Source organism: Bradyrhizobium sp., assembly GCF_019242285.1.
In the GTDB taxonomy this organism is placed as follows: domain Bacteria; phylum Pseudomonadota; class Alphaproteobacteria; order Rhizobiales; family Xanthobacteraceae; genus Bradyrhizobium.
The window spans coordinates 1-19,099 of record NZ_JAFAVV010000405.1 but is presented as its reverse complement, the minus strand read 5'-3'; the positions used below and the strand labels follow the sequence as shown (position 1 = coordinate 19,099).

The following is a 19,099-nucleotide window of genomic DNA, read 5'->3' as shown; positions in this document are numbered from 1 at the left end:
ACCACGCGATGTACCAGATACTGATGCTCGCGATGAACCTCGCGCTGACCGCCAACAACATCGGCCTCATGTGGGCGGCGATCGAGATCGCGACGCTGACCACGGTGCTGATGGTCGGCATCTACCGCACCCATGAGGCGCTGGAGGCAGCCTGGAAATATTTCATCCTCGGCAGCGTCGGCATCGCGCTCGCGCTGTTCGGCACCATCCTGGTCTACATGGCGGCGCGTCCCGTGGTCGGCGAAGGCACGGATGCGATGGTGTGGACCGTGCTGGTCTCGCGCGCAGCCGAGTTCGATCCGGCGCTGCTCAATGTCGCCTTCGTGTTCCTGCTGCTCGGCTACGGCACCAAGGTCGGGCTCGCGCCGCTGCATGCCTGGCTGCCCGACGCCCATGCCGAGGGGCCGACGCCGATCTCGGCGGTGCTTTCCGGCCTGCTTCTCAATGTCGCGCTCTACGCGCTCTTGCGTTTCAAGATGATGCTGGCGGTGAGCCCGGGCGCGATCGCGCCGGGTCCGCTGATGGTGGTGATGGGCCTGATCTCGGTGATCTTCGCCGCGCTGATGCTCTACCGGCGGCGCGACATCAAGCGCATGTTCGCCTATTCCTCGATCGAGCACATGGGCATCATCGTGTTCGCCTTCGGCATGGGCGGGCCGCTTTCGAATTTCGCCGGCCTGTTGCACATGACGATGCATTCGCTGACCAAGTCGGCGATCTTCTTCGCGGTCGGCCACATCGCCCAGGTCAAGGGCACCCAGAAGATCGCCGAGATCGGCGGGCTGACGGCGACGAATCCGGTGCTGGGCTGGGGCCTGATGCTCGGCGTCGTCGCGATCCTGGGACTGCCGCCGCTCGGCATCTTCATGAGCGAGTTCCTGCTGATCTCCTCGACTTTCGCGCGGCAGCCATGGCTCGCTACGATCCTGGTGCTCGGTCTGCTGATCGCGCTCGGCGGCCTGCTCCTGCGCATCAACGTCGTGATGTTCGGCGCGCCGAAGGGCGAGACCAAGCCGGCGGAAGCCTCCTATGTGCCGATGTTCACGCATCTGGCCCTCGTGCTTATGGCCGGAATCTATCTGCCGTCCGCGCTGGTTGCGGGCTTCCAGAACGTCGCAAGACTGTTGGGATGACGGGATGGACCTGCTCGGTGGCATCCCGCATCGTGAGCTTGTGACCGTGCACCGTCCGTGGCCACGCGCGATCGTCGACGAGGACGGCTGGCGCAAAGCGATCGATCGGCTCGCATCCGGCGAGCTGACGCTGCTCGGATTCTGGGGCGAGCCTGAAGCCGTGTATCTCGCGATGCTCGGCGAAGCGGGAGGGATCGCCGTCATCAGCCTTGCCTGCGGCGACGGCAAATTCCCAAGTGTCGCCGCGCGGCACCCGCCGGCGCTGCGGTTGGAGCGGACAATCGTCGATCTGTTCGGCCTCGAGGCGACAGGCGCGGCCGATACGCGGCCGTGGCTCGACCATGGCGCGTGGGGCCGGCACTTTCCGCTCTCCCCGGGGCCCGCGCCGCGCGAGCTCGGCCGCTATCCTTTTCTCGCCGCCGAAGGTGAGGGCCTGCATCAGGTCGCGGTCGGCCCGGTGCATGCCGGCATCATCGAGCCCGGCCATTTCCGCTTCACCGCCAATGGCGAGCATGTGGTGCGGCTGGAGCAGCGGCTCGGCTATGTGCACAAGGGCATCGAGGCGCAGATGCAGCATCTGGCGCTCGACGTCGCCTCGCGGCTCGCGGGCCGCACCTCCGGCGACAGCACGGTCGCCTATGCGATTGCCTTCGCGCGCGCCAGCGAGGCGGCGCTGGCGACCGAAGCACCGCGGCGCGCGCACCATCTGCGGGCGCTGATGGCGGAGCTGGAGCGGCTTGCCAATCATTTCGGCGACATCGGCGCGATCTGCAACGACGCGTCGTTCGCACTGATGCAGGCGCAGATGGGCATCTTGCGCGAGCGCGTCTTGCGCATGGCGCAGGCGCTGTTTGGACACCGATTGATGATGGACGTCGTGGTCCCCGGCGGCGTGGCGCGCGACCTGCCGCGCAACGGCGCAACCGAGCTGCGCCGCTTGCTCGCCGAAATCAGACGCGTGTTTCCGCGCCTCGTCGAACTCTATGACAACACCGCTTCGCTGCAGGACCGCACCGTCGCCACCGGCATCGTCAAGCCCGCCTATGCGCGCCAGTTCGGCGCCGGTGGCTATGTCGGGCGCGCCTCGGGGCGAACGTTCGATGCGCGACGCACACTCTTCTATCCGCCCTATGATGAACTGTCGTTCGAGGTGCCGGTGCTGGAAGCCGGCGACGTCAATGCGCGGGTGTGGATCCGCATCCGCGAGGTCGAGCAGAGCCTGTCACTGATCGAGCAACTGCTCGATCCGATTCCGGCAGGCGAGATCGTGCGTCCGCTCGAGCCGAGTGGCGAAGCGGGCGAGGGCATGGCGTTGGTCGAGGCGTTTCGCGGTGATGTGCTGGTGTGGCTGCGGCTCGACGGTTCGGGCCGCGTCGCGCGCTGCCATCTGCGCGATGCCTCCTGGTTCCAGTGGCCGCTCCTGGAGGCCGCGATCGAGGGCAACATCGTGGCTGACTTCCCGCTCTGCAACAAGTCGTTCAACTGCTCCTATTCGGGCGCCGATCTCTGAAGGAGCGCCGGCGATGCGCAGGACCCTGCTCGAAAGCCTGACCCACGGCCCACTGACAGAGCCGCCGCCGGCTCCTGATCCAGCGGCGCTTGCCGAGCTCGCCGGCCGCGTCACGCAGGCGGCGCAGGCGCGGCTCGGCCGCTCGCTTGCGATCCGCCAGGTCGATGCCGGCTCCTGCAACGCCTGCGAATTGGAAATCCAGGCGCTCTCCAACGCCTTCTACGATCTGGAGCGCTTCGGCCTGCGCTTCGTCGCCTCGCCGCGCCATGCCGACGTGCTGATGGTGACGGGACCGGTGACGAAGAATATGCGCGAGGCGTTGCTGCGCACCTACGATGCCACGCCCGATCCGAAATGGGTGGTCGCCGTCGGCGCCTGCGCGGCCGACGGAGGCCTGTTCAAGGGCAGCTATGCCTGCATCGGCGGCGTGTCGGACGTGGTGCCGGTTGATCTCCACATCCGCGGCTGCCCGCCATCGCCGACGGAATTGCTGCAAGGCCTGCTGGCGCTATTGCAGCATGTCGAGGGGAACGCGGGCTAGCCAAAGGCATCATGCCGTCGTTGCAAGCGCAGCTCGCAACGACGGGGAAGCAGCGATCTCGCCTCAATCCACCAGTATCACCCGGATGTCGTTGACATTGGTCAGCGTCGGGCCGGTCTGCAGGAGATCGCCGGTGGCCGCAAAAAATGCGGTGGCGTCGTTGTTGGTGAGATAGGCCTGCGCATCGAGCTTGAGTGATCGCATCTTCTCGAAGGTGGTCGCGTCGATGATCGCGCCGGCGGGGTCGGTCGCACTGCCGCCGCCGCCGTCGGCGCCGTCGGTGTCGCCGGCCAGCGCCGAGATGCCGGACCTGTCCTTCAGCAGTGCTGCGAGCGCCAGCGCATATTCCTGGTTGGGACCGCCGCGACCATTGCCGCGCACGGTCACGGTGAGCTCGCCGCCGGAGAGGATCGCGACCCGCCTGCCTTCGCTGCGCGCGGCCAGCGCTAGCCTGGCATGATCGGCCGCGACCTCGCGCGCCTCGCCTTCGAGATCGGCGCCGAGATCGACGATGCCGTAGCCAGCTTCCCTGGCGAGCTTGATCGCGGCGTCGAGCGACTGTCGCGGCCGCGCGATCAATTCGAACTGCGCCCGCGCAAACGCCGCATTGCCCGGCTTGCAGCTTTCATTGGCGGGATCGTCGAGCGCGCGGCGGATCGCGTCGTCGACCTCGAGACTGTACTTGGCAAGGATGGCGCGGGCGTCCGCGAGCGTGGTCGGATCGGGCACGGTCGGCCCCGAGGCGATCGCGGAGGGATCGTCATGCGGCACGTCGGAGATCGCGAGCGTGACGATCTCGGCGCGCCTGCCGGCGCGGGCGAGACGGCCGCCCTTGATGCGCGAGAGATGCTTGCGCACGGTGTTGATCTCGCCGATCGGCGCGCCGGAACGCAACAGCGCCCGCGTCAATTGCTGTTTCTGCGCGAAGTTGATGCCGGCAACCGGCGCGATCCAGTTCGCTGAGCCGCCGCCCGACAACAGCACCAGCAGCAGATCGTCGGCCTCGGCCTCCGCCGCGAGCCGCAGGCTGTCTTCCGCGCCCTTCAGACCGGCCTCATCCGGCATCGGATGGCCGGCCTCGACCACCCGGATCCGCCGGGTCGGCAGGCCATGGCCGTGGCGCGTGGTCGCGATCCCGACCAACCGCGCCGGATCGAGCTTCAGCGTGTCGAGATAGTGCCGCTCGGCGGCCGCGGCCATCGCAGCGGCGCCCTTGCCGGCGGCGAGGCAGATCACGCGTCCCTTCGGAATGGGCCGCAGGTGCTGCGCCAGCACGACATCGGGATGCGCTGCAGCGACGGCGGCATCATAGATCGCACGCAGGAGTGGGCGTCGGTCCGTCATGCCGCCCTTATGCAGATCAATCGTGGGGAGGGCAAGGCTTTGGGGGGCCGGCACGATGCACCCTCTCCCACATCCGCCTTCGCCAAGGCTCCAGCGGACAGGAGGGAGAGGGTGACGGAAAGCCGAGCCTCAGCCGCCGACGTCGCCGGAGATGACGTCGCCGAAGAGCTGCCACTTCTCGCCCTTAAAGCGCATGAGCTGCAGCTGGCTGATCGGGGCGAAGTCGGAGGGCCCCGTGTTGACCATGACGCCCGGCAGCAGCACCTCGGTGCGGAAATCCTTCAAATTGGCGGCCTGCCGCATCACATTTTCCCGGGTCAGGTCGTCGCCGCACTGCTTCAGCACCTGCACCAGCGTCTGCGAGACCCCGTATCCGACGACGGTGCCGTTATCGAGCTTGTCGCCTTCCGGGAAGTCCTTGGTCATGAACTCCAGATACTGCTTCATGCCGGGGTCGTTCGCCCATTGCGGATCGGTGGTGTCCTTCAGATATTGCGCCGAGATGATGTCCTGCGCATTCTCGAAGCCCGCCGGCTTGATGACGGCGCCCACTGACGCCGAGACGTTGTTGAGGATGTGCAGCGGCTTCCAGCCGAGCTCCATCACCTTCTTGATCGCCTGTGCGGCGAATTTGGGCGTGGTCACGTCGAAGAACACATCGGCGCCGGTCGACTTCAGCTTGACGATGTGGTTGTCGATCGAAGGCTCGGTGGTCTCGTAGCTCTCCTCGGCGACGATCATCGAGGCGGCCTTGGCGCCGAGCCCGTCCTTCAGGCCTTTCAGGTAGTCCTTGCCGTAGTCGTCGTTCTGGTAGAGCACCGCGATCTTGGCGTCAGGCTTCTCCTTCATCAGGTATTTCGCATAGATGTGCGACTCGCTCTGATAGGAAGGCTGCCAGCCCATGGTCCAGGGGAAATCCTTCGGATCGTTCCACTTGGTGGCGCCGGTGGCGACGAACAGTTGCGGCACCTTCTTGCCGTTCATGTATTTCTGGATCGCCGAATTCGAGGGCGTGCCGAGCGAGTTGAAGATGAAGAGCACCTCGTCGCTCTCGACCAGCTTGCGCGCCTGTTCGACCGCCTTCGGCGGGCTGTAGCCGTCGTCATAGGAGATGAAATTGATCTTGCGGCCGTTGATGCCGCCGGCATCATTGATCTTCTTGAAATAGGCGGCTTCGGTGCGGCCGATCACGCCATAGGCGGAAGCGGGGCCGCTATAGGGCATGATGTTGCCGACCTTGATCTCGGTGTCGGTGGCGCCGGTGTCGTATTTCTTGTCGGCAGCGGCGGCGGAGGCCGCGGCCAGAATCGTGAGGGCAGCCGAAACGGCTCCCAATCGCAGATGAAGAGCGGGCATTCTGATCTCCCTGAGATGGTGGACGTGTCTTTTTTTCTTGATGGGGAGCGGTCGACGGCTCCGGTCGGCATTCAACACCGGTCCGCGACTCGCGGCAAGGAGCAGCCCCCTGCAACGAGGTCGCAGGGGGCGTCAATTAGTCGAACGCGGCGCTCTTCATACCGGCTTTTTGCCGCAGCCGCGGCGTGGCTGATAACCCCTCCGTGGCGAGCCAGCAGGGCTCATCCCTTCGGCGGCGCCAGCGGCTGCACGATCTCCTGGAAAGGCGGCAGCGCCTCGCAATGCGCGGCATGAGCGGTGAGGGTCGGATAGCGCGAGGCCTTGTAGAGCTCCGGATGCGCCTCGCCGGTGAAGCGCAGCACGCAGGCGAGCGCGATGTCGGAATGACCGATGCGGGCGCCGAACAGATACGGCGTCCTCGCGGACGCGCGCTCCTGCTCAAGCACGTCTAGCGCGCCCGAGATCTGCGCCTCGCAGCGGTCGACCCAAAGCCTGAGCTGCTCTTTGCGCAGCACGCTCTCGTAGACCAGGCTGACCGATTTGTCGCCGAGCCCGGTCGCGAGCGCGATGAGCCGCAGATGGCGCCGCCGCTCAGGGCCGTGCGGTGGGATCATCGCCTTTTCGGGGCCCGCCTGCTCGTCGAGATAATCGAGGATCGCGGTCGAATCGATCAGCGCCTCGCCGTCGTCGAGCACCAGGGTCGGCACCCGGCGCAGCGGGTTGTAGCGCGCGATCTCGTCGGCATCGCCGAAGGTCGACCAGGGCTTGTGGTCGAAGGCTGCGCCATAGAGCCGCATCGCGATCGCGACCCGGCGCACGAAGGGGGAATCGTATTGGCCGATCAAAAACATGTTCTGGCATCCTCGGGTTGGTACTCTTATAGAGGGCTTTTGCGTGTGCCGTCACCCGCGTTATTCTCATCGAATCCATGACCGGAGATCACCATGACCAACCGTTTGTCCGACATTGTCGTCGCACTGGCCTTTCTCTTTGCCGCAACGGCGGCCCATGGTCAGGACGGCCCGGTCGGTTTTCAGACGCCGTCGAAGAACATCGCCTGCCAGCTCTCCACCGGCGACGGCCAGAGCTCGCTCCGCTGCGATCTGCTGAAGGTGGCGGCAAAACCGTCACGGCCGCGCAATTGCGAGCTCGATTTTGGCGACGCCTTCGAGATGGCGACGAAAGGAGAGGCCGCACCGACCTGCCACGGCGACACCGTCGCCGACCCGAAGCTCCCGGTGCTCGCCTATGGCGAGGCCTGGCAACACGACGGCTTCACCTGCCGCTCCGCACCGAGCGGGCTGACCTGCACCAACGGCACGCAGCATGGGTTCTCGTTGTCGCGCACGGCACAGAAGGTTTTTTGAGCCCACGTAGCCCGCATGGGGGTCCGCAACATGCGGGAGAAGTTGCCACCTGATCCTGGATGCCGCATCTGCCTTCGCTCTTGCTTTGGAAGAAGCTCATCCAGGCTGCGCGGCGATCTCATTCGATGACCGGCACATGCTTCGCCACATCCCGCGGCGCTGTGCCGTCGAGGCGGGGATCGTCGCCGACCACGATCTGGCGGCGGAACGGGCGAAAGCCGGAGCGCTGGTAGAAGGACAGGGCCGAGGGATGGTCGAACGAGCAGGTGTGCAGCCAGACGCGCTGCACGTCGCGCGACCAGGCCAATTCCAGCGCGCGGTTCATGAGGAAGCGGCCGGCGCCGGTGCCGACGAGATGAGCGGTGACGCCGAACATCCCGATCTCGCACGCGCCGGCCTGCCGGAAATCCAGCTCCAACAGGCCTTCGTCGCGGCCGTTTTGCATGAGAGCATGGATGTCCACGCCTGGCGACTGGATCTTCGCGGCCAGCTCCGCATCGGGCAGCTTCAGGCGCGCGTACCACATCCACTCCGCGCCGATGCGCGAGTAGAGCTCGCGAAACCAGTCGGTCGTCGGATGCGCCACCTTGCGCAACGTCCACGCATTCGCGCCTGGCGGATCGGAGCGAATCGCGAGGCGTTCGGTCATCTCCAGATGGGTGACGATCGCGGCGATCTTGCCGGCGGGAATGTCCGAATAGCCGTCGGGCAGGATCATCGATAGTGTTTCTCCGTAGCCCGCATGAGCGCAGCGACATGCGGGAATAGCCGCGACGTGAACCTGGATGTCGCTTCGCTCATCCGGGCTGCGCGGCGGACTGCTCTACCCCGCATCGCTCGCCAGCACGCCTTTCACGGCGCGGGCCCAGCCCTGCAATTTGCTCTCGCGCGTGGCTGTGCTCATCGCGGGCTTGAAGCGGTGCTCCAGCCGCCAGTTGTCGGCGAATTTCGACGGCTCGGGATAGACGCCCGCATTCAGCCCGGCGAGATAGGCGGCGCCGAGCGCGGTGGTCTCCTGGATCATCGGGCGGTCGACCGGCGCGTCGAGCAGGTCAGCGAGCCGCTGCATCGTCCAGTCGGAGGCGGTCATGCCGCCGTCGACGCGGAGCACGATGTCGGCGGAGGTGGCGTCCGGCCAGTCGGCGCGCATCGCGGCCCAGAGATCGAAGGTCTGGTAGCAGACGCTCTCCAGCGCGGCATGCGCGAGCTCGGCCGGGCCGGTGTTGCGCGTCAGCCCGAACAACGCGCCGCGCACGTTCGGATTCCAGTAGGGCGCGCCCATGCCGACGAAAGCCGGCACCAGATACACGCTCTGCGCCGGATCAGCCTTGTCGGCGAGCGGTCCGGTCTCGGCCGCCTGCCTGATGATGCCGAGCCCGTCGCGCAGCCACTGCACGGCGCTGCCTGCGACGAAGATCGAGCCTTCCAGCGCATAAGTGCGTTTTCCGCCGAGCTGATAGGCGATGGTGGTGAGGAGCTTGTTCTGCGAGGCGACCGGCGTTGCGCCGGTGTTGAGCAGCGCGAAGCAGCCGGTGCCGTAGGTCGACTTGATCATGCCGGGCGTGAAGCAGGCCTGCCCGATGGTCGCGGCCTGCTGGTCGCCGGCGATGCCGGAGATCGCGATCGCTCCGCCGAACAGGCCGGGCACGCTCTCGCCGAACTTCGCGGAGGAGTCTTTCACCTCCGGCAGCATCGAGCGTGGCACGTGCAATATTTTCAGCAGCTCGTCGTCCCACTGCCCGGAGTGGATATCGAACAGCAGCGTGCGCGAGGCATTGGTGGCGTCGGTCGCGTGCACCTTGCCGCCGGTCAGCCGCCACAACAGGTAGCAATCGACGGTGCCGAACAGGAGCTCGCCGGCGTCCGCGCGTGCGCGTGCGCCCGGCACATGGTCGAGTATCCAGGCGACTTTCGTTCCCGAGAAATAGGGATCGATGATCAGTCCGGTCTTCGCCGAGATCAGCGGCTCGCGGCCCTCCGCCTTCAGCTTCGCGCAGATATCGGCGGTGCGGCGATCTTGCCAGACGATGGCGCGGTGCACGGCCTGCCCGGTGGCGCGGTCCCACACCACGGCGGTCTCGCGCTGGTTGGTGATGCCGATCGCGGCAATGTCCTTGGCCTTCAGGCCTGCCCTCTCCAGCGCATCACGGCAGACCATCACGGTCGAGGTCCAGATGTCCTCGGGCTCGTGCTCGACCCAGCCCGAGGCCGGGAAATGCTGCGGGAATTCCTGCTGCGCCACCGCCGCGATCGAGATGTCGGAGCGGAAGACGATCGCGCGCGAGGAGGTGGTGCCCTGGTCGATGGCCAGCACGAATGACATGGTGATGTTCCCGGCGTGGTGGTGAGGCGTTGCGTCCCGAAGCGGTCTTGCTGGTTGCATCAAGGCAAGCGGATCGGAGGGGGTTCGTCAAGCAGGCGGCCCGGACGCCCTTGCCCGCCTAATCCTCCCAGGTTCTGATGCCGAACCTGGGCGCGATGAAATCCGCCTATAGGAGATAGCCACCGGCGACTGCCAGACCAGCCCCGGCGAAGATGAATAGGGGGCTAGACGGCAGGCCAGCAAGGAGGGCAAACGAGCCGCCGGCGGCCTTCGAGATGCCGTAGGCGCCGATCACGGTCGAGCCGCGCAGGCCGCCGATCGAGGAGACGATCACGACCGAGCCTTTGCCGCGCGCGGCCATCTCCGGGATCGTTAGCGCGCAAAGCCAGAGATTGCTTCCGACGTTGGAACTCATGATCTTGTCGAAAGTCTCGTCCGTGATGTCGAGCAGCGGTCCGTAGTACGGGTTCACCGCGGCGTTGCAGACCAGGATGTCCATCCGGCCATAGTGCTGCCGCGTGCCGTCGATCAGCGCCTCGACCTCGTTGCGGCGCGAGATGTTGCAGGGGATCACATGCGCGTCGCCGCCGGCCTTCCTGATGCCCTCGGCGACGTCGTGACAGGCGTCCGACTTGCGCGAGGAGATCACCACCTTGGCGCCGAGCTGCGCCAGCAGCTCCGCCGAGGCGCGGCCGATGCCGCGGCTCGAGCCGGTGACGATGGCGACCTGGCCGGAGAGATCGAACGGGGTACTTTTCATGTTGTTTTCCCTGTGTCCACTTGCCCTCCTGTCTTCGCCCGGCTTGACCGGGCGATCCAGCATTCCAGAGACGTCAGTGCTTGATCGAGACGTCTCTGGAATGCTGGATGCCCCGCTTTCGCGGAGCATGACAGCAGCGCATGTGGCCCGAACGACGGACTGCGTCTACACCAACCCGCCGGCCTCGCTGACGCGGCGGAGGTGATATTCGCTGTCGCCAAAAGAGTTCTCGATCATGGTGAGCCGCTTGAAATAGTGGCCGATCTTGGCCTCCATGGTCATGCCGATGCCGCCATGGAGCTGGATCGACTGCTGGCCGACGAACTTGCCCGATTTGCCGATCTGCACCTTGGCCGCGGCGATCGCGGTGGCGCGCTCTTTGGCATCATCGAAATCGTTCGCCATGGTCGCGAACATCGACATCGAGCGCGCCTGCTCCAGCGCCACGAACATGTCGGCCGCGCGATGCTGCAGCGACTGGAACGAGCCAATCGCGACGCCGAACTGTTTCCGTGTCTTGATATACTCGACCGTGGTCTTCAGCGATTCATCCATCAGCCCGACCGCTTCGGCACACAGCGCCACGCGGGCCTCGTCGACCACGCGCTCGATCAGCGGCAGGCCGTTCTCGGGATCGCCGATCGCGGCACCGACTTCGACGCCGGTAAAGGTGATGTCGGCGGCGTGCAGGCCGTCCTGAGTCGGATAGCCCTTGCGGGTGACACCCTTGGCGTTCGCGGGCACGATGAAGATGCCGATGCCGGTCTTGTCGCGCTGGCCGCCCTTGGTGCGCGCGGTGACGATGAGCGTGTCGGCACTGTCGCCGTTGAGCACGACGAACTTCTCACCGTCGAGAACCCAGCCGTCACCCTTCTTCTTCGCGGTGGTCGCGACATCGAACAGATCGTAGCGCGATTGCTTCTCGAGCTGTGCGAAACCGTAGGTCTTGCTGCCATCGATGATCCCGGCGACGTGCACGCCCTTTTGCACGTCTGACGCCCCATGACGCAGGAAACCGCCGGCGATCACCACGGTGGCAAGATAAGGCTCCAGCACCAGCGCCCGGCCCATCGCCTCCATCACGATCATGGTCTCGACACCGCCGGCTCCAAAGCCGCCATCATCTTCGGCGAATGGCAAACCCAGCAGGCCCTGCTCGGCGAACCTGGCCCACATCGCCTTGCTCCAGCCGCCCTGCTCCGCCATGTATTTCTTGCGGGCCTCGAAATCGTAGGAATCGGCGAGCAGGCCGTCGATGCTCTCTTTCAGGAGCCGCTGCTCCTCGGACAGATCAAAATCCATTTTTAACTCTCCAATATCCCCATTCTCCGTCATGCCCGGGCTTGACCCGGGCATCCACGCCTTACCTTCGCGCGGCTTGCGTGGATGGCCGGGTCAAGCCCGGCCATGACGGCGTGCGTAAGTCAGACACCGTGGCCTGCTACAGCCCCAGCACCGCCTTCGAGATGATGTTGCGCTGGATCTCGTTGGAGCCGCCGTAGATCGAGACCTTGCGATTGTTGAAGTAGCTCGGTGCGATCTGCGCGGTCCAGTCCATGGTCTCGTTGGAATCCTCGTCGCCATGGACGTCGTAAGGCGCGGCGAACGGGCCGATCACCTCCATCAACAGCTCGGTGGTGGTCTGCTGGATCTCCGAGCCCTTGATCTTGAGCACCGACGACGCCGGATTGGGCTTACCCTTGCCGTGCTTGCCCTCGTCGGCGACGACGCGCAGCTGGGTGAGCTCGAGGGCCTTCAGCTCGATTTCACAAGCCGCGAGCTTGTCGCGGAAAGCAGGATCTTCCAGCACGGGGCGGCCGCCGGACTCGACCTTGGAGGCGAGGTCGCGGATGCGGCGCAGCCGCTCCTTGGAGACGCCGACGCGTGCGATGCCGGTGCGCTCATTGCCGAGCAGGAATTTTGCGTAGTCCCAGCCCTTGTTCTCCTCGCCGATCAGGTTCTCGTAAGGAACCTCGACGTCGTCGAAGAACACCTCGTTGACCTCGTGGCCACCATCGATGGTCTGGATCGGACGCACGGTGACGCCCTTCGACCTCATGTCGAACACGATGAAGGAGATGCCCATCTGCTTCTTCGCAGCTGGATCAGTGCGGCAGAGGCAGAAGATCATGTCGGCGTATTGCGCCAGCGTGGTCCAGGTCTTCTGGCCGTTGATGATCCACTTGTCGCCCCGGCGCTCGGCCTTGGTCTTGAGCGAAGCGAGGTCGGAGCCCGAGCCCGGCTCGGAGAAGCCCTGGCACCACCAGTCCTCGACACTGGCGATGCGCGGCAGATAGCGCTTCTTCTGCTCCTCGCTGCCGAAGGTGTAGATGACAGGGCCGACCATGCTGACGCCGAAGGCGAGCGGCTGCGGCGCTGGATAGGACTGCAGCTCCTCGTTGAAGATGTAGTGCTGCACGGAGGTCCAGCCGGTGCCGCCATATTCCTTCGGCCAATGTGAGACGCCCCAGCCCTTCTTGTTGAGGATGCGCCACCAGGTGACCATCTCGTCCTTGGTGAGATGGCGCCCCTCGACCAGCTTGCGCCGTGTCTCCGGCGGCACGTTGTCCTTGAAGAACTGCCGGACTTCGTCGCGGAAGGCCTGCTCTTCCTTGGTGAATGCGAGATCCATTGGATGCTCCTTGCGTGTCGAATTAGTCCGTCTTGCTCCGCTGTCGTCCCGGCGAACGCTGGGACCCATAACCACCGGCTCCTGTCGTAGCCAAAGCTGGCTGCCACGCGTGCCTTGCCGCACGGCCGCGGCGTATGGGTCCCGGGTCTGCGCTCCGCTTGCCCGGGACGACGCTGAACTACTGCAGCACCTCGAACAGGCCGGCTGCGCCCATGCCGCCGCCGACGCACATGGTGACAACAGCGTATTTCGCCTTGCGGCGGCGGCCTTCGATCAGCGCGTGGCCGGTCAGCCGCGCACCCGACATGCCGTAGGGATGGCCGACCGCGATGGCGCCGCCATTGACGTTGATCTTCTCCGGATCGATGCCGAGCTTGTCGCGGCAGTAGATCACCTGCACGGCGAAGGCCTCGTTCAACTCCCAGAGACCGATGTCATCCACCGTGAGCCCGTGTCGCTTCAAGAGCCGCGGTACCGCGAACACCGGCCCGATGCCCATCTCGTCCGGCTCGCAGCCATGGGCGACGAAGCCGCGGAAAATGCCGAGCGGCTTCAGCCCGCGCTTCGATGCTTCCTTGTCGCTCATGATGACAGACGCGCTCGCGCCGTCGGAGAGCTGACTGGCATTGCCGGCGGTGATGGAGAAACCGTCACCGCGCACCGGCTTCAGGCCAGCGAGCCCTTCGGCTGATGTCTCCGGCCGCGGGCCTTCGTCCTTCGACAGCGTGATGTCCTTCAAGGAGACGTTGCCGGTCGCCTTGTCGGTCACCGCCATCTTGGTCGTGATCGGCGCCAGCTCGTCGTTGAACTTGCCGCCCTGCTGGGCTGCCGCAACACGGCGCTGACTCTCCAGCGAATATTCGTCCTGCCGTTCACGCGAGATGCCGTAGCGCTTGGCGACGACCTCGGCGGTGTCGATCATCGGCATGTAGACCTCGCCCTTGATCTCGAGCAGTGCCGGGTCCTGGGCGTGGAAGCCGTTCATCTTGTCGTTCTGCACCAGCGAGATCGATTCGCCGCCGCCGCCGACCGCGATCTCGACGCCATCGAAGATCACCGAGCGCGCCGCGAGCGCGATCGCCTGCAGGCCCGAGGCGCATTGCCGGTCGATGGTGGTGCCGCCGACCGTGACGGGCAGCCCGGCACGCAGCAGCGCCTTGCGCGCGATGTTGCCGCCGGTCGCGCCCTGCTGCAGGGCGGCGCCCATCACCACGTCCTCGACTTCCTTCGGATCGACATTGGCGCGCTTCACGGCTTCGCCGATGGCATGGCCGAGCAGGGTCGCGCCCTCGGTGACGTTGAGCGCGCCACGATAGGCCTTGCCGATCGGGGTGCGGGCGGTGGAAACGATGACGGCGTCGGTCATGGGCGGCCTCCTGTTGCTATTGTTGTTTGGGCTTGAGAGGGTTGAGCCGTGGGCTGCTGCCTGCGCAGCTCGTGGCGTGAGAGCTTGCCGACGGGCGTGCGCGGCAATTGATCGACGAACTCGACCGCGGCCGGCAGCTCGTGCTTGCCGAGCTTGCCGGTGAGGAATGCACGCAGTTCGTCGATCGAGAACGACGCTGCGCCGTCGCGCAGCTTGATGAAGGCCTTCGCCGCCTCCCCGCGATAATCGTCTGATATGCCGATCACGATCACCTCCTGCACGGCGGGGTGGGTGTAGATCGCCTGCTCGATCATCTGCGGGTAGACGTTGAAGCCGCCGGAGATGATCATGTCCTTCTTGCGGTCGACCAGGAAGAAATAGCCGTCCGCGTCGACATAGCCAATGTCACCGGTGAGGAAGCGATCGCCGACGAAAGCCTCCTTGGTCTCCTGCGGCCGGTTCCAATATCCCGTCGTGACGTTCGGCCCCTTGATCCTGATCTCGCCGACCTCGCCTGATGATAGCACCCTGGTCGGGTCCTCCAGCGACACCACGTCCATCTCGATGCCCGGCAGCATCAGCCCGATCGAGCCCGGCTTGTCCGGGCCGTCCTTGGGATGGCCGGTGCCGGGCGAGCAGGTCTCGGTCATGCCCCAGCCGCTCTTCAGCTTCAGGCCGACCCTGCGCTCGAAGATGCGCGCGACCTCGACCGGCAGCGGCGCACCGCCGGAGCCGGCTGATGTCAGCGAAGACAAATCGCGCTTGTCGAGATCGGGCAGGCCGGCGATCGCGATCCACATCGTCGGCACGCCCGGGAAATAGGTGGCGCGCTTGACCTCGATGTCGCGCATCACGGCCTCGACGTCGAAGCGCTGATGCAGCGAGATCAGGTGGCCCAGCCTGAGCGCCGACAGCAGCACCACGGTGAGCGCATAGATGTGGAACAAGGGCAGCACGCAGATCACGCGCTCGCTGCCGTTGCGCTCGGCGCGCGAGCGCCGGCCCCAGACCTCGTAGATCGAGACCGCGGAGGTGAGATTGCCGTGGGTCAGCATCGCGCCCTTCGGCAGGCCCGTGGTGCCGCCGGTATATTGCAGCAGCGCGACATCGTCGGGCGAAACTTCAGGCCATTGCCCCGGCGGCGTGGCGCCGTCGGCGAACTGGCTGACGTTGATGACGGCGGGATGATCCGGCAGTGGCGCCTGCGGTGTCCCGACCTTCCCCCAATGGTCGTCCTCGCAGACGATCAGGCGGTCGAGCAGCCCCTTCTCCAGGAATTTCAGCGCGGTCGGCAGCAGCGCTGCAAGATTCGACGTCACCAAGACGCGCGCGCCGGAATCCGTCAGCTTGTGCGACAGCGCAATCTCGCCGTCGAGCGGCGACAAATGCACGACACGGGCGCCGGCCTTCAGCGCACCGAAGAAATTGATCGGATGATCCGGCGTGTTGCCGAGGAACAGCGCGACCGAGCTGCCTTTGCCGATGCCGGCGCGCAGGAACGCCGATGCAGCGATCTCGGCCAGCGCTTCGAGCTGGATGAAGGAGATCGGACGGTCACGGAATTCGATCGCAGGTCGATCGCCATAGTCACGCGCCGCCTGGGCCAAAAGGTCAGGCAAGATGCCGCGCGCGATAGGCTCGTCCCAACGGACGCCTTCTGGATAGAACTGTTCGCCGGGATGGGTCATCAGTGATTTTTGTTTTGTTGTTGTTGTAAGGCGGGCCGGCCGTCTCCGTTCCCTCCCCCCTTGCGGGGGAGGGTCAGGGAGGGGGGTGAGCCACAACCACGGAACGCTTGGTACCCCCACCCCCAACCCCTCCCCGCAAGGGGGAGGGGAGCAGACCGCGTCGCGCGGAGAGAGGTGCACCCCATCAAGCCGCCTTCGACGCGGCCGCGAGCGAGGCGAAGGTCATGCCTTCGTCGGCGAGCTGCTTCAACAACGGCGCCGGCTCCAGCGACGGATCGTTGGTCTCCTTGGCGTAGAACGCCAGCCGATCGGCAATGTGCTTCAAACCCACCGTGTCGGCCCAGTACATCGGGCCGCCGCGATAGATCGGCCAGCCATAACCATACAGCCAGACTACGTCGATATCCGACGGTCGCGCGGCAATGCCCTCGGCGAGGATCTTCGCGCCCTCATTGATCATCGGGTACATCATGCGCTCGAGGATCTCCTCGTCACTGACCGCGCGGCGCTTGCGCCCGAGCCGGGTCAGGGTCTCGTCGATCAGTTGCTCGACCTCGGGATCGGGCAGCGGCGCGCGCGAGCCCTGCTCATATTTGTAGTAGCCCTTGCCGGTCTTCTGGCCGAAGCGGCCGGCCTCGCAGAGCGCATCCGCGATCTCGCTCTTGATGCCGCGATCCTTGCGCGAGCGCCAACCGATATCGAGGCCGGCGAGATCGCCCATCGCAAACGGTCCCATCGGCATGCCGAATTTTGTGACGACGGCATCGACCTGCTGCGGCAGCGCGCCCTCGAACAGCAGCTTCTCGGCCTGCTTGCCGCGCTGCGCCAGCATACGGTTGCCGACGAAGCCGTCGCAGACGCCGACCACGGCCGGCACCTTGGCGATCTTGCGCGCGATCGACACGGCAGTGACCAGCGCGTCCGGCGCAGTCTTCTCAGCGCGCACGATCTCGCACAGCTTCATGACGTTCGCCGGCGAGAAGAAGTGCATGCCGAGCACGTCCTGCGGTCGCTTGGTCTCCTTGGCGATCTCGTCAATGTTCAGATAGGAGGTGTTGGAGGCGAGCACGGCACCCGGCTTGGCATATTGATCGAGCTTGCCGAACACTTCCTTCTTGACCGCCATGGTCTCGAACACCGCCTCGATGACGAGGTCGGCATCCCCAACATTCTCCAGCCCGACGACGCCGTTGATCAGCGCCATGCGCTTGGCCGGTGCATCCGCCGGGATGCCGCCGCGCGCCGCGGTTGCCTCCCAGTTCTTCTGCATCACGCCGAGACCGCGCTTGAGCTGCTCTTCGGCGGTCTCGATCAGGGTCACCGGCACGCCGGCATTGGCGAACGACATCGCGATACCGCCGCCCATGGTGCCGGCGCCGATGATGGCGACGCGCGCAACGGGGCGCGACTTGGTGCCTTCGGGCACGCCGGCGATCTTGGCCGCCTCGCGCTCGGCAAAGAAGGCGTAGCGCTGCGCCTTGGACTGGTCGCTGGCGACCAGCTTGAGGAAGCCCTCGCGCTCCCTGCGCAGGCCTTCGTCGAACGGCAGGTCGATCGCATAGCCGACCGCGTCGGCGGCCGCGAACGGCGCCTCCAGCCCGCGCGACTTCTTGGTGATGGCGGCAACCGCGTTGGTGAAGATCGAGCGATCCGCCTTGGCGGCGGTCAGCTTGCTGTCGTCATCGCGCAGCCTGCGCGAGGGGCGCCCCTCGGCGACCACCTTGCGGGCGAACGCCTCGCCGCCCGCGGCCGGGCCTTCGACGATCTCCTCGACCAGGCCGTTGCGCTGCGCTTCCGCCGCGCTGATCGGATCGCCACCGACGATCATCTTGACCGCGAGCTCAGGCCCGACGGCGCGCGGCAGCCGCTGGGTACCGCCGGCACCCGGCAGCAGGCCGAGCTTGACCTCGGGCAGACCGAGCTTGGCTTCCTTGGTGGCGACGCGGTAGTGGCAGGCGAGCGCCACCTCCAGGCCGCCGCCGAGCGCGGTGCCGTGGATCGCGGCAATGACTGGCTTCGGGCTGTTCTCGATCTCGCTCAGCACGTCGTTCAGCGCCGGCGGCTTCGGCGGCTTGCCGAACTCGGTGATATCGGCGCCTGCGATGAAGGTGCGGCCGGCGCAGGTCAGCACGATCGCTTTCACTTGCGGATCCGCAATCGCCTGCTTGACGCACTCCAGGATGCCGCCGCGAACCGCGGCACTCAGCGCATTGACGGGCGGACTGTCGACGGTCACGATACCGATGATGTCACGACGATCAAGCTTGACGACTTCGCTCACGCTGCGCTCCTTGGGACTGTCCGTGCTCTTTTGTTAATTGGCGGCTTCTTGCGTTGCGTCGAGTAGCTGCGCTTGCGTATACCCGCTGCAACGAATTAAATTCCGCAGTGCGAAATCTAATTCCACATCTTGACACGCAGGGTTATTTTGAAGCACGAGCGTTGTCAACGAGGCGCAGCAATCAACAGCCGATGAAATGAAACGTCCAGGGAAGAAAGCCGCGACCGATCGCAGCTTCGTCGTTGCGCTGTCTCGCGGGCTCGATGTGCTGCGCGCCTTCAGGCCGAACGACGGCCTGCTCGGCAATCAGGAAATCGCCGCGCGCACCGGCCTGCCGAAGCCGACGGTCTCCCGCCTCACCTACACGCTGACCAAGCTCGGTTACCTGATGCCGGTGCCGCGTTTCGAGAAGTATCAGCTCGCGCCGTCGGCGATGGCGCTCGGCTACGCCGCGCTGGCCAATCTCGGCGTGCGCCAGCTCTCGGAACCGTTTCGCGAACAACTGACCCGGGAGACCGGCGGCGCGGTCGCGGTCGGCGCGCGCGATCGCCTTACCATGATCTATTTCGGGCAGAGCCGGCAGGGCGTCGTCAACGTTCAACTTGACGTAGGATCACACATCCCCATTGCAACCACAGCGATGGGACGTGCCTATATCTGGGCACTTCCGGACGATGAACGCGTTGCTCTCCTGCGTGAGCTGCGCGAGCATTACGGCAGCCGCTGGCCGAAGATCCGTGACGGCATCGAGCGCTCCGGCGAGAGCGTCGCCAAATACGGTTTTGCGATTTCCGCCGG

15 protein-coding genes and 1 pseudogene are annotated in these 19,099 nt (G+C 65.7%); 5 read left to right on the top strand and 11 right to left on the bottom strand.

The annotated features are described in order from the left end of the window. From JOY90_RS15725 to JOY90_RS15715, 3 genes are all read left to right on the top strand, one after another. Nucleotides 1–1,133, top strand: a 1,133-nt coding sequence (locus tag JOY90_RS15725) for a hydrogenase 4 subunit F (protein ID WP_291692036.1), incomplete at its 5' end; no start/stop codon positions are given. A gap of 4 nt (nt 1,134–1,137) precedes the next feature. Then, nucleotides 1,138–2,643, top strand: coding sequence for an NADH-quinone oxidoreductase subunit C (locus JOY90_RS15720; protein ID WP_291692035.1), 1,506 nt, complete (start codon nt 1,138–1,140; stop codon nt 2,641–2,643). A gap of 13 nt (nt 2,644–2,656) precedes the next feature. After that, nucleotides 2,657–3,184, top strand: a complete 528-nt coding sequence (locus tag JOY90_RS15715) for an NADH-quinone oxidoreductase subunit B family protein (RefSeq protein ID WP_291692034.1) — start codon at nt 2,657–2,659, stop codon at nt 3,182–3,184. A gap of 63 nt (nt 3,185–3,247) precedes the next feature. On the opposite strand, the gene JOY90_RS15710 is transcribed toward JOY90_RS15715, so the two are convergent. From JOY90_RS15710 to JOY90_RS15700, 3 genes are all read right to left on the bottom strand, one after another. Then, entirely contained in the window at nt 3,248–4,528 is a 1,281-nt protein-coding gene (locus JOY90_RS15710; protein WP_291692033.1) for a DUF4147 domain-containing protein, read from the bottom strand. A gap of 129 nt (nt 4,529–4,657) precedes the next feature. After that, a complete protein-coding gene (locus JOY90_RS15705) occupies nt 4,658–5,884 on the bottom strand; it encodes an ABC transporter substrate-binding protein (RefSeq protein WP_291692032.1) in 1,227 nt (408 codons plus the stop codon). Nucleotides 5,885–6,105: 221 nt separating this feature from the next. Next, nucleotides 6,106–6,735 carry a glutathione S-transferase family protein gene (locus JOY90_RS15700; protein ID WP_291692031.1) on the bottom strand — a complete coding sequence of 210 codons (630 nt, stop codon included), beginning with the start codon at nt 6,733–6,735 and terminating at the stop codon, nt 6,106–6,108. A 93-nt stretch (nt 6,736–6,828) separates the two neighbouring features. On the opposite strand from JOY90_RS15700, the gene JOY90_RS15695 reads away from it, so the two are divergent. Next, the gene (locus JOY90_RS15695) at nt 6,829–7,251 is read left to right on the top strand and encodes a DUF6636 domain-containing protein (protein WP_291692030.1); all 423 of its coding nucleotides are present in this window, start codon (nt 6,829–6,831) and stop codon (nt 7,249–7,251) included. A 118-nt stretch (nt 7,252–7,369) separates the two neighbouring features. On the opposite strand, the gene JOY90_RS15690 is transcribed toward JOY90_RS15695, so the two are convergent. The 8 genes and pseudogenes from JOY90_RS15690 to JOY90_RS15655 form a co-directional block, all read right to left on the bottom strand. Beyond that, a complete protein-coding gene (locus tag JOY90_RS15690) occupies nt 7,370–7,969 on the bottom strand; it encodes an N-acetyltransferase (protein ID WP_291692029.1) in 600 nt (199 codons plus the stop codon). A 105-nt stretch (nt 7,970–8,074) separates the two neighbouring features. After that, nucleotides 8,075–9,574, bottom strand: a complete 1,500-nt coding sequence (glpK, locus tag JOY90_RS15685; RefSeq protein WP_291692028.1) for a glycerol kinase GlpK — start codon at nt 9,572–9,574, stop codon at nt 8,075–8,077. 244 nt (nt 9,575–9,818) lie between these two features. Continuing rightward, nucleotides 9,819–10,334, bottom strand: a pseudogene (locus JOY90_RS15680) (SDR family NAD(P)-dependent oxidoreductase); the annotation flags it as partial. A 165-nt stretch (nt 10,335–10,499) separates the two neighbouring features. Continuing rightward, nucleotides 10,500–11,636 (bottom strand): pimeloyl-CoA dehydrogenase small subunit, encoded by a 1,137-nt coding sequence (pimD, locus tag JOY90_RS15675; protein WP_291692027.1) that lies wholly within the window; start codon nt 11,634–11,636, stop codon nt 10,500–10,502. A gap of 139 nt (nt 11,637–11,775) precedes the next feature. Further along, nucleotides 11,776–12,966, bottom strand: coding sequence for a pimeloyl-CoA dehydrogenase large subunit (gene pimC / locus JOY90_RS15670; protein WP_291692026.1), 1,191 nt, complete (start codon nt 12,964–12,966; stop codon nt 11,776–11,778). Between the two features lie 178 nt (nt 12,967–13,144). Further along, nucleotides 13,145–14,332 carry an acetyl-CoA C-acyltransferase gene (locus JOY90_RS15665; RefSeq protein ID WP_291692025.1) on the bottom strand — a complete coding sequence of 396 codons (1,188 nt, stop codon included), beginning with the start codon at nt 14,330–14,332 and terminating at the stop codon, nt 13,145–13,147. Then, nucleotides 14,329–16,020, bottom strand: coding sequence for a dicarboxylate--CoA ligase PimA (gene pimA / locus JOY90_RS15660; RefSeq protein ID WP_291692024.1), 1,692 nt, complete (start codon nt 16,018–16,020; stop codon nt 14,329–14,331). The genes JOY90_RS15665 and pimA overlap by 4 nt, the downstream gene beginning before the upstream one ends. A gap of 184 nt (nt 16,021–16,204) precedes the next feature. Next, entirely contained in the window at nt 16,205–18,301 is a 2,097-nt protein-coding gene (locus JOY90_RS15655; RefSeq protein WP_291692023.1) for a 3-hydroxyacyl-CoA dehydrogenase NAD-binding domain-containing protein, read from the bottom strand. A gap of 196 nt (nt 18,302–18,497) precedes the next feature. On the opposite strand from JOY90_RS15655, the gene JOY90_RS15650 reads away from it, so the two are divergent. Continuing rightward, nucleotides 18,498–19,099, top strand: a 602-nt coding sequence (locus JOY90_RS15650; protein WP_291692022.1) for an IclR family transcriptional regulator, incomplete at its 3' end; no start/stop codon positions are given.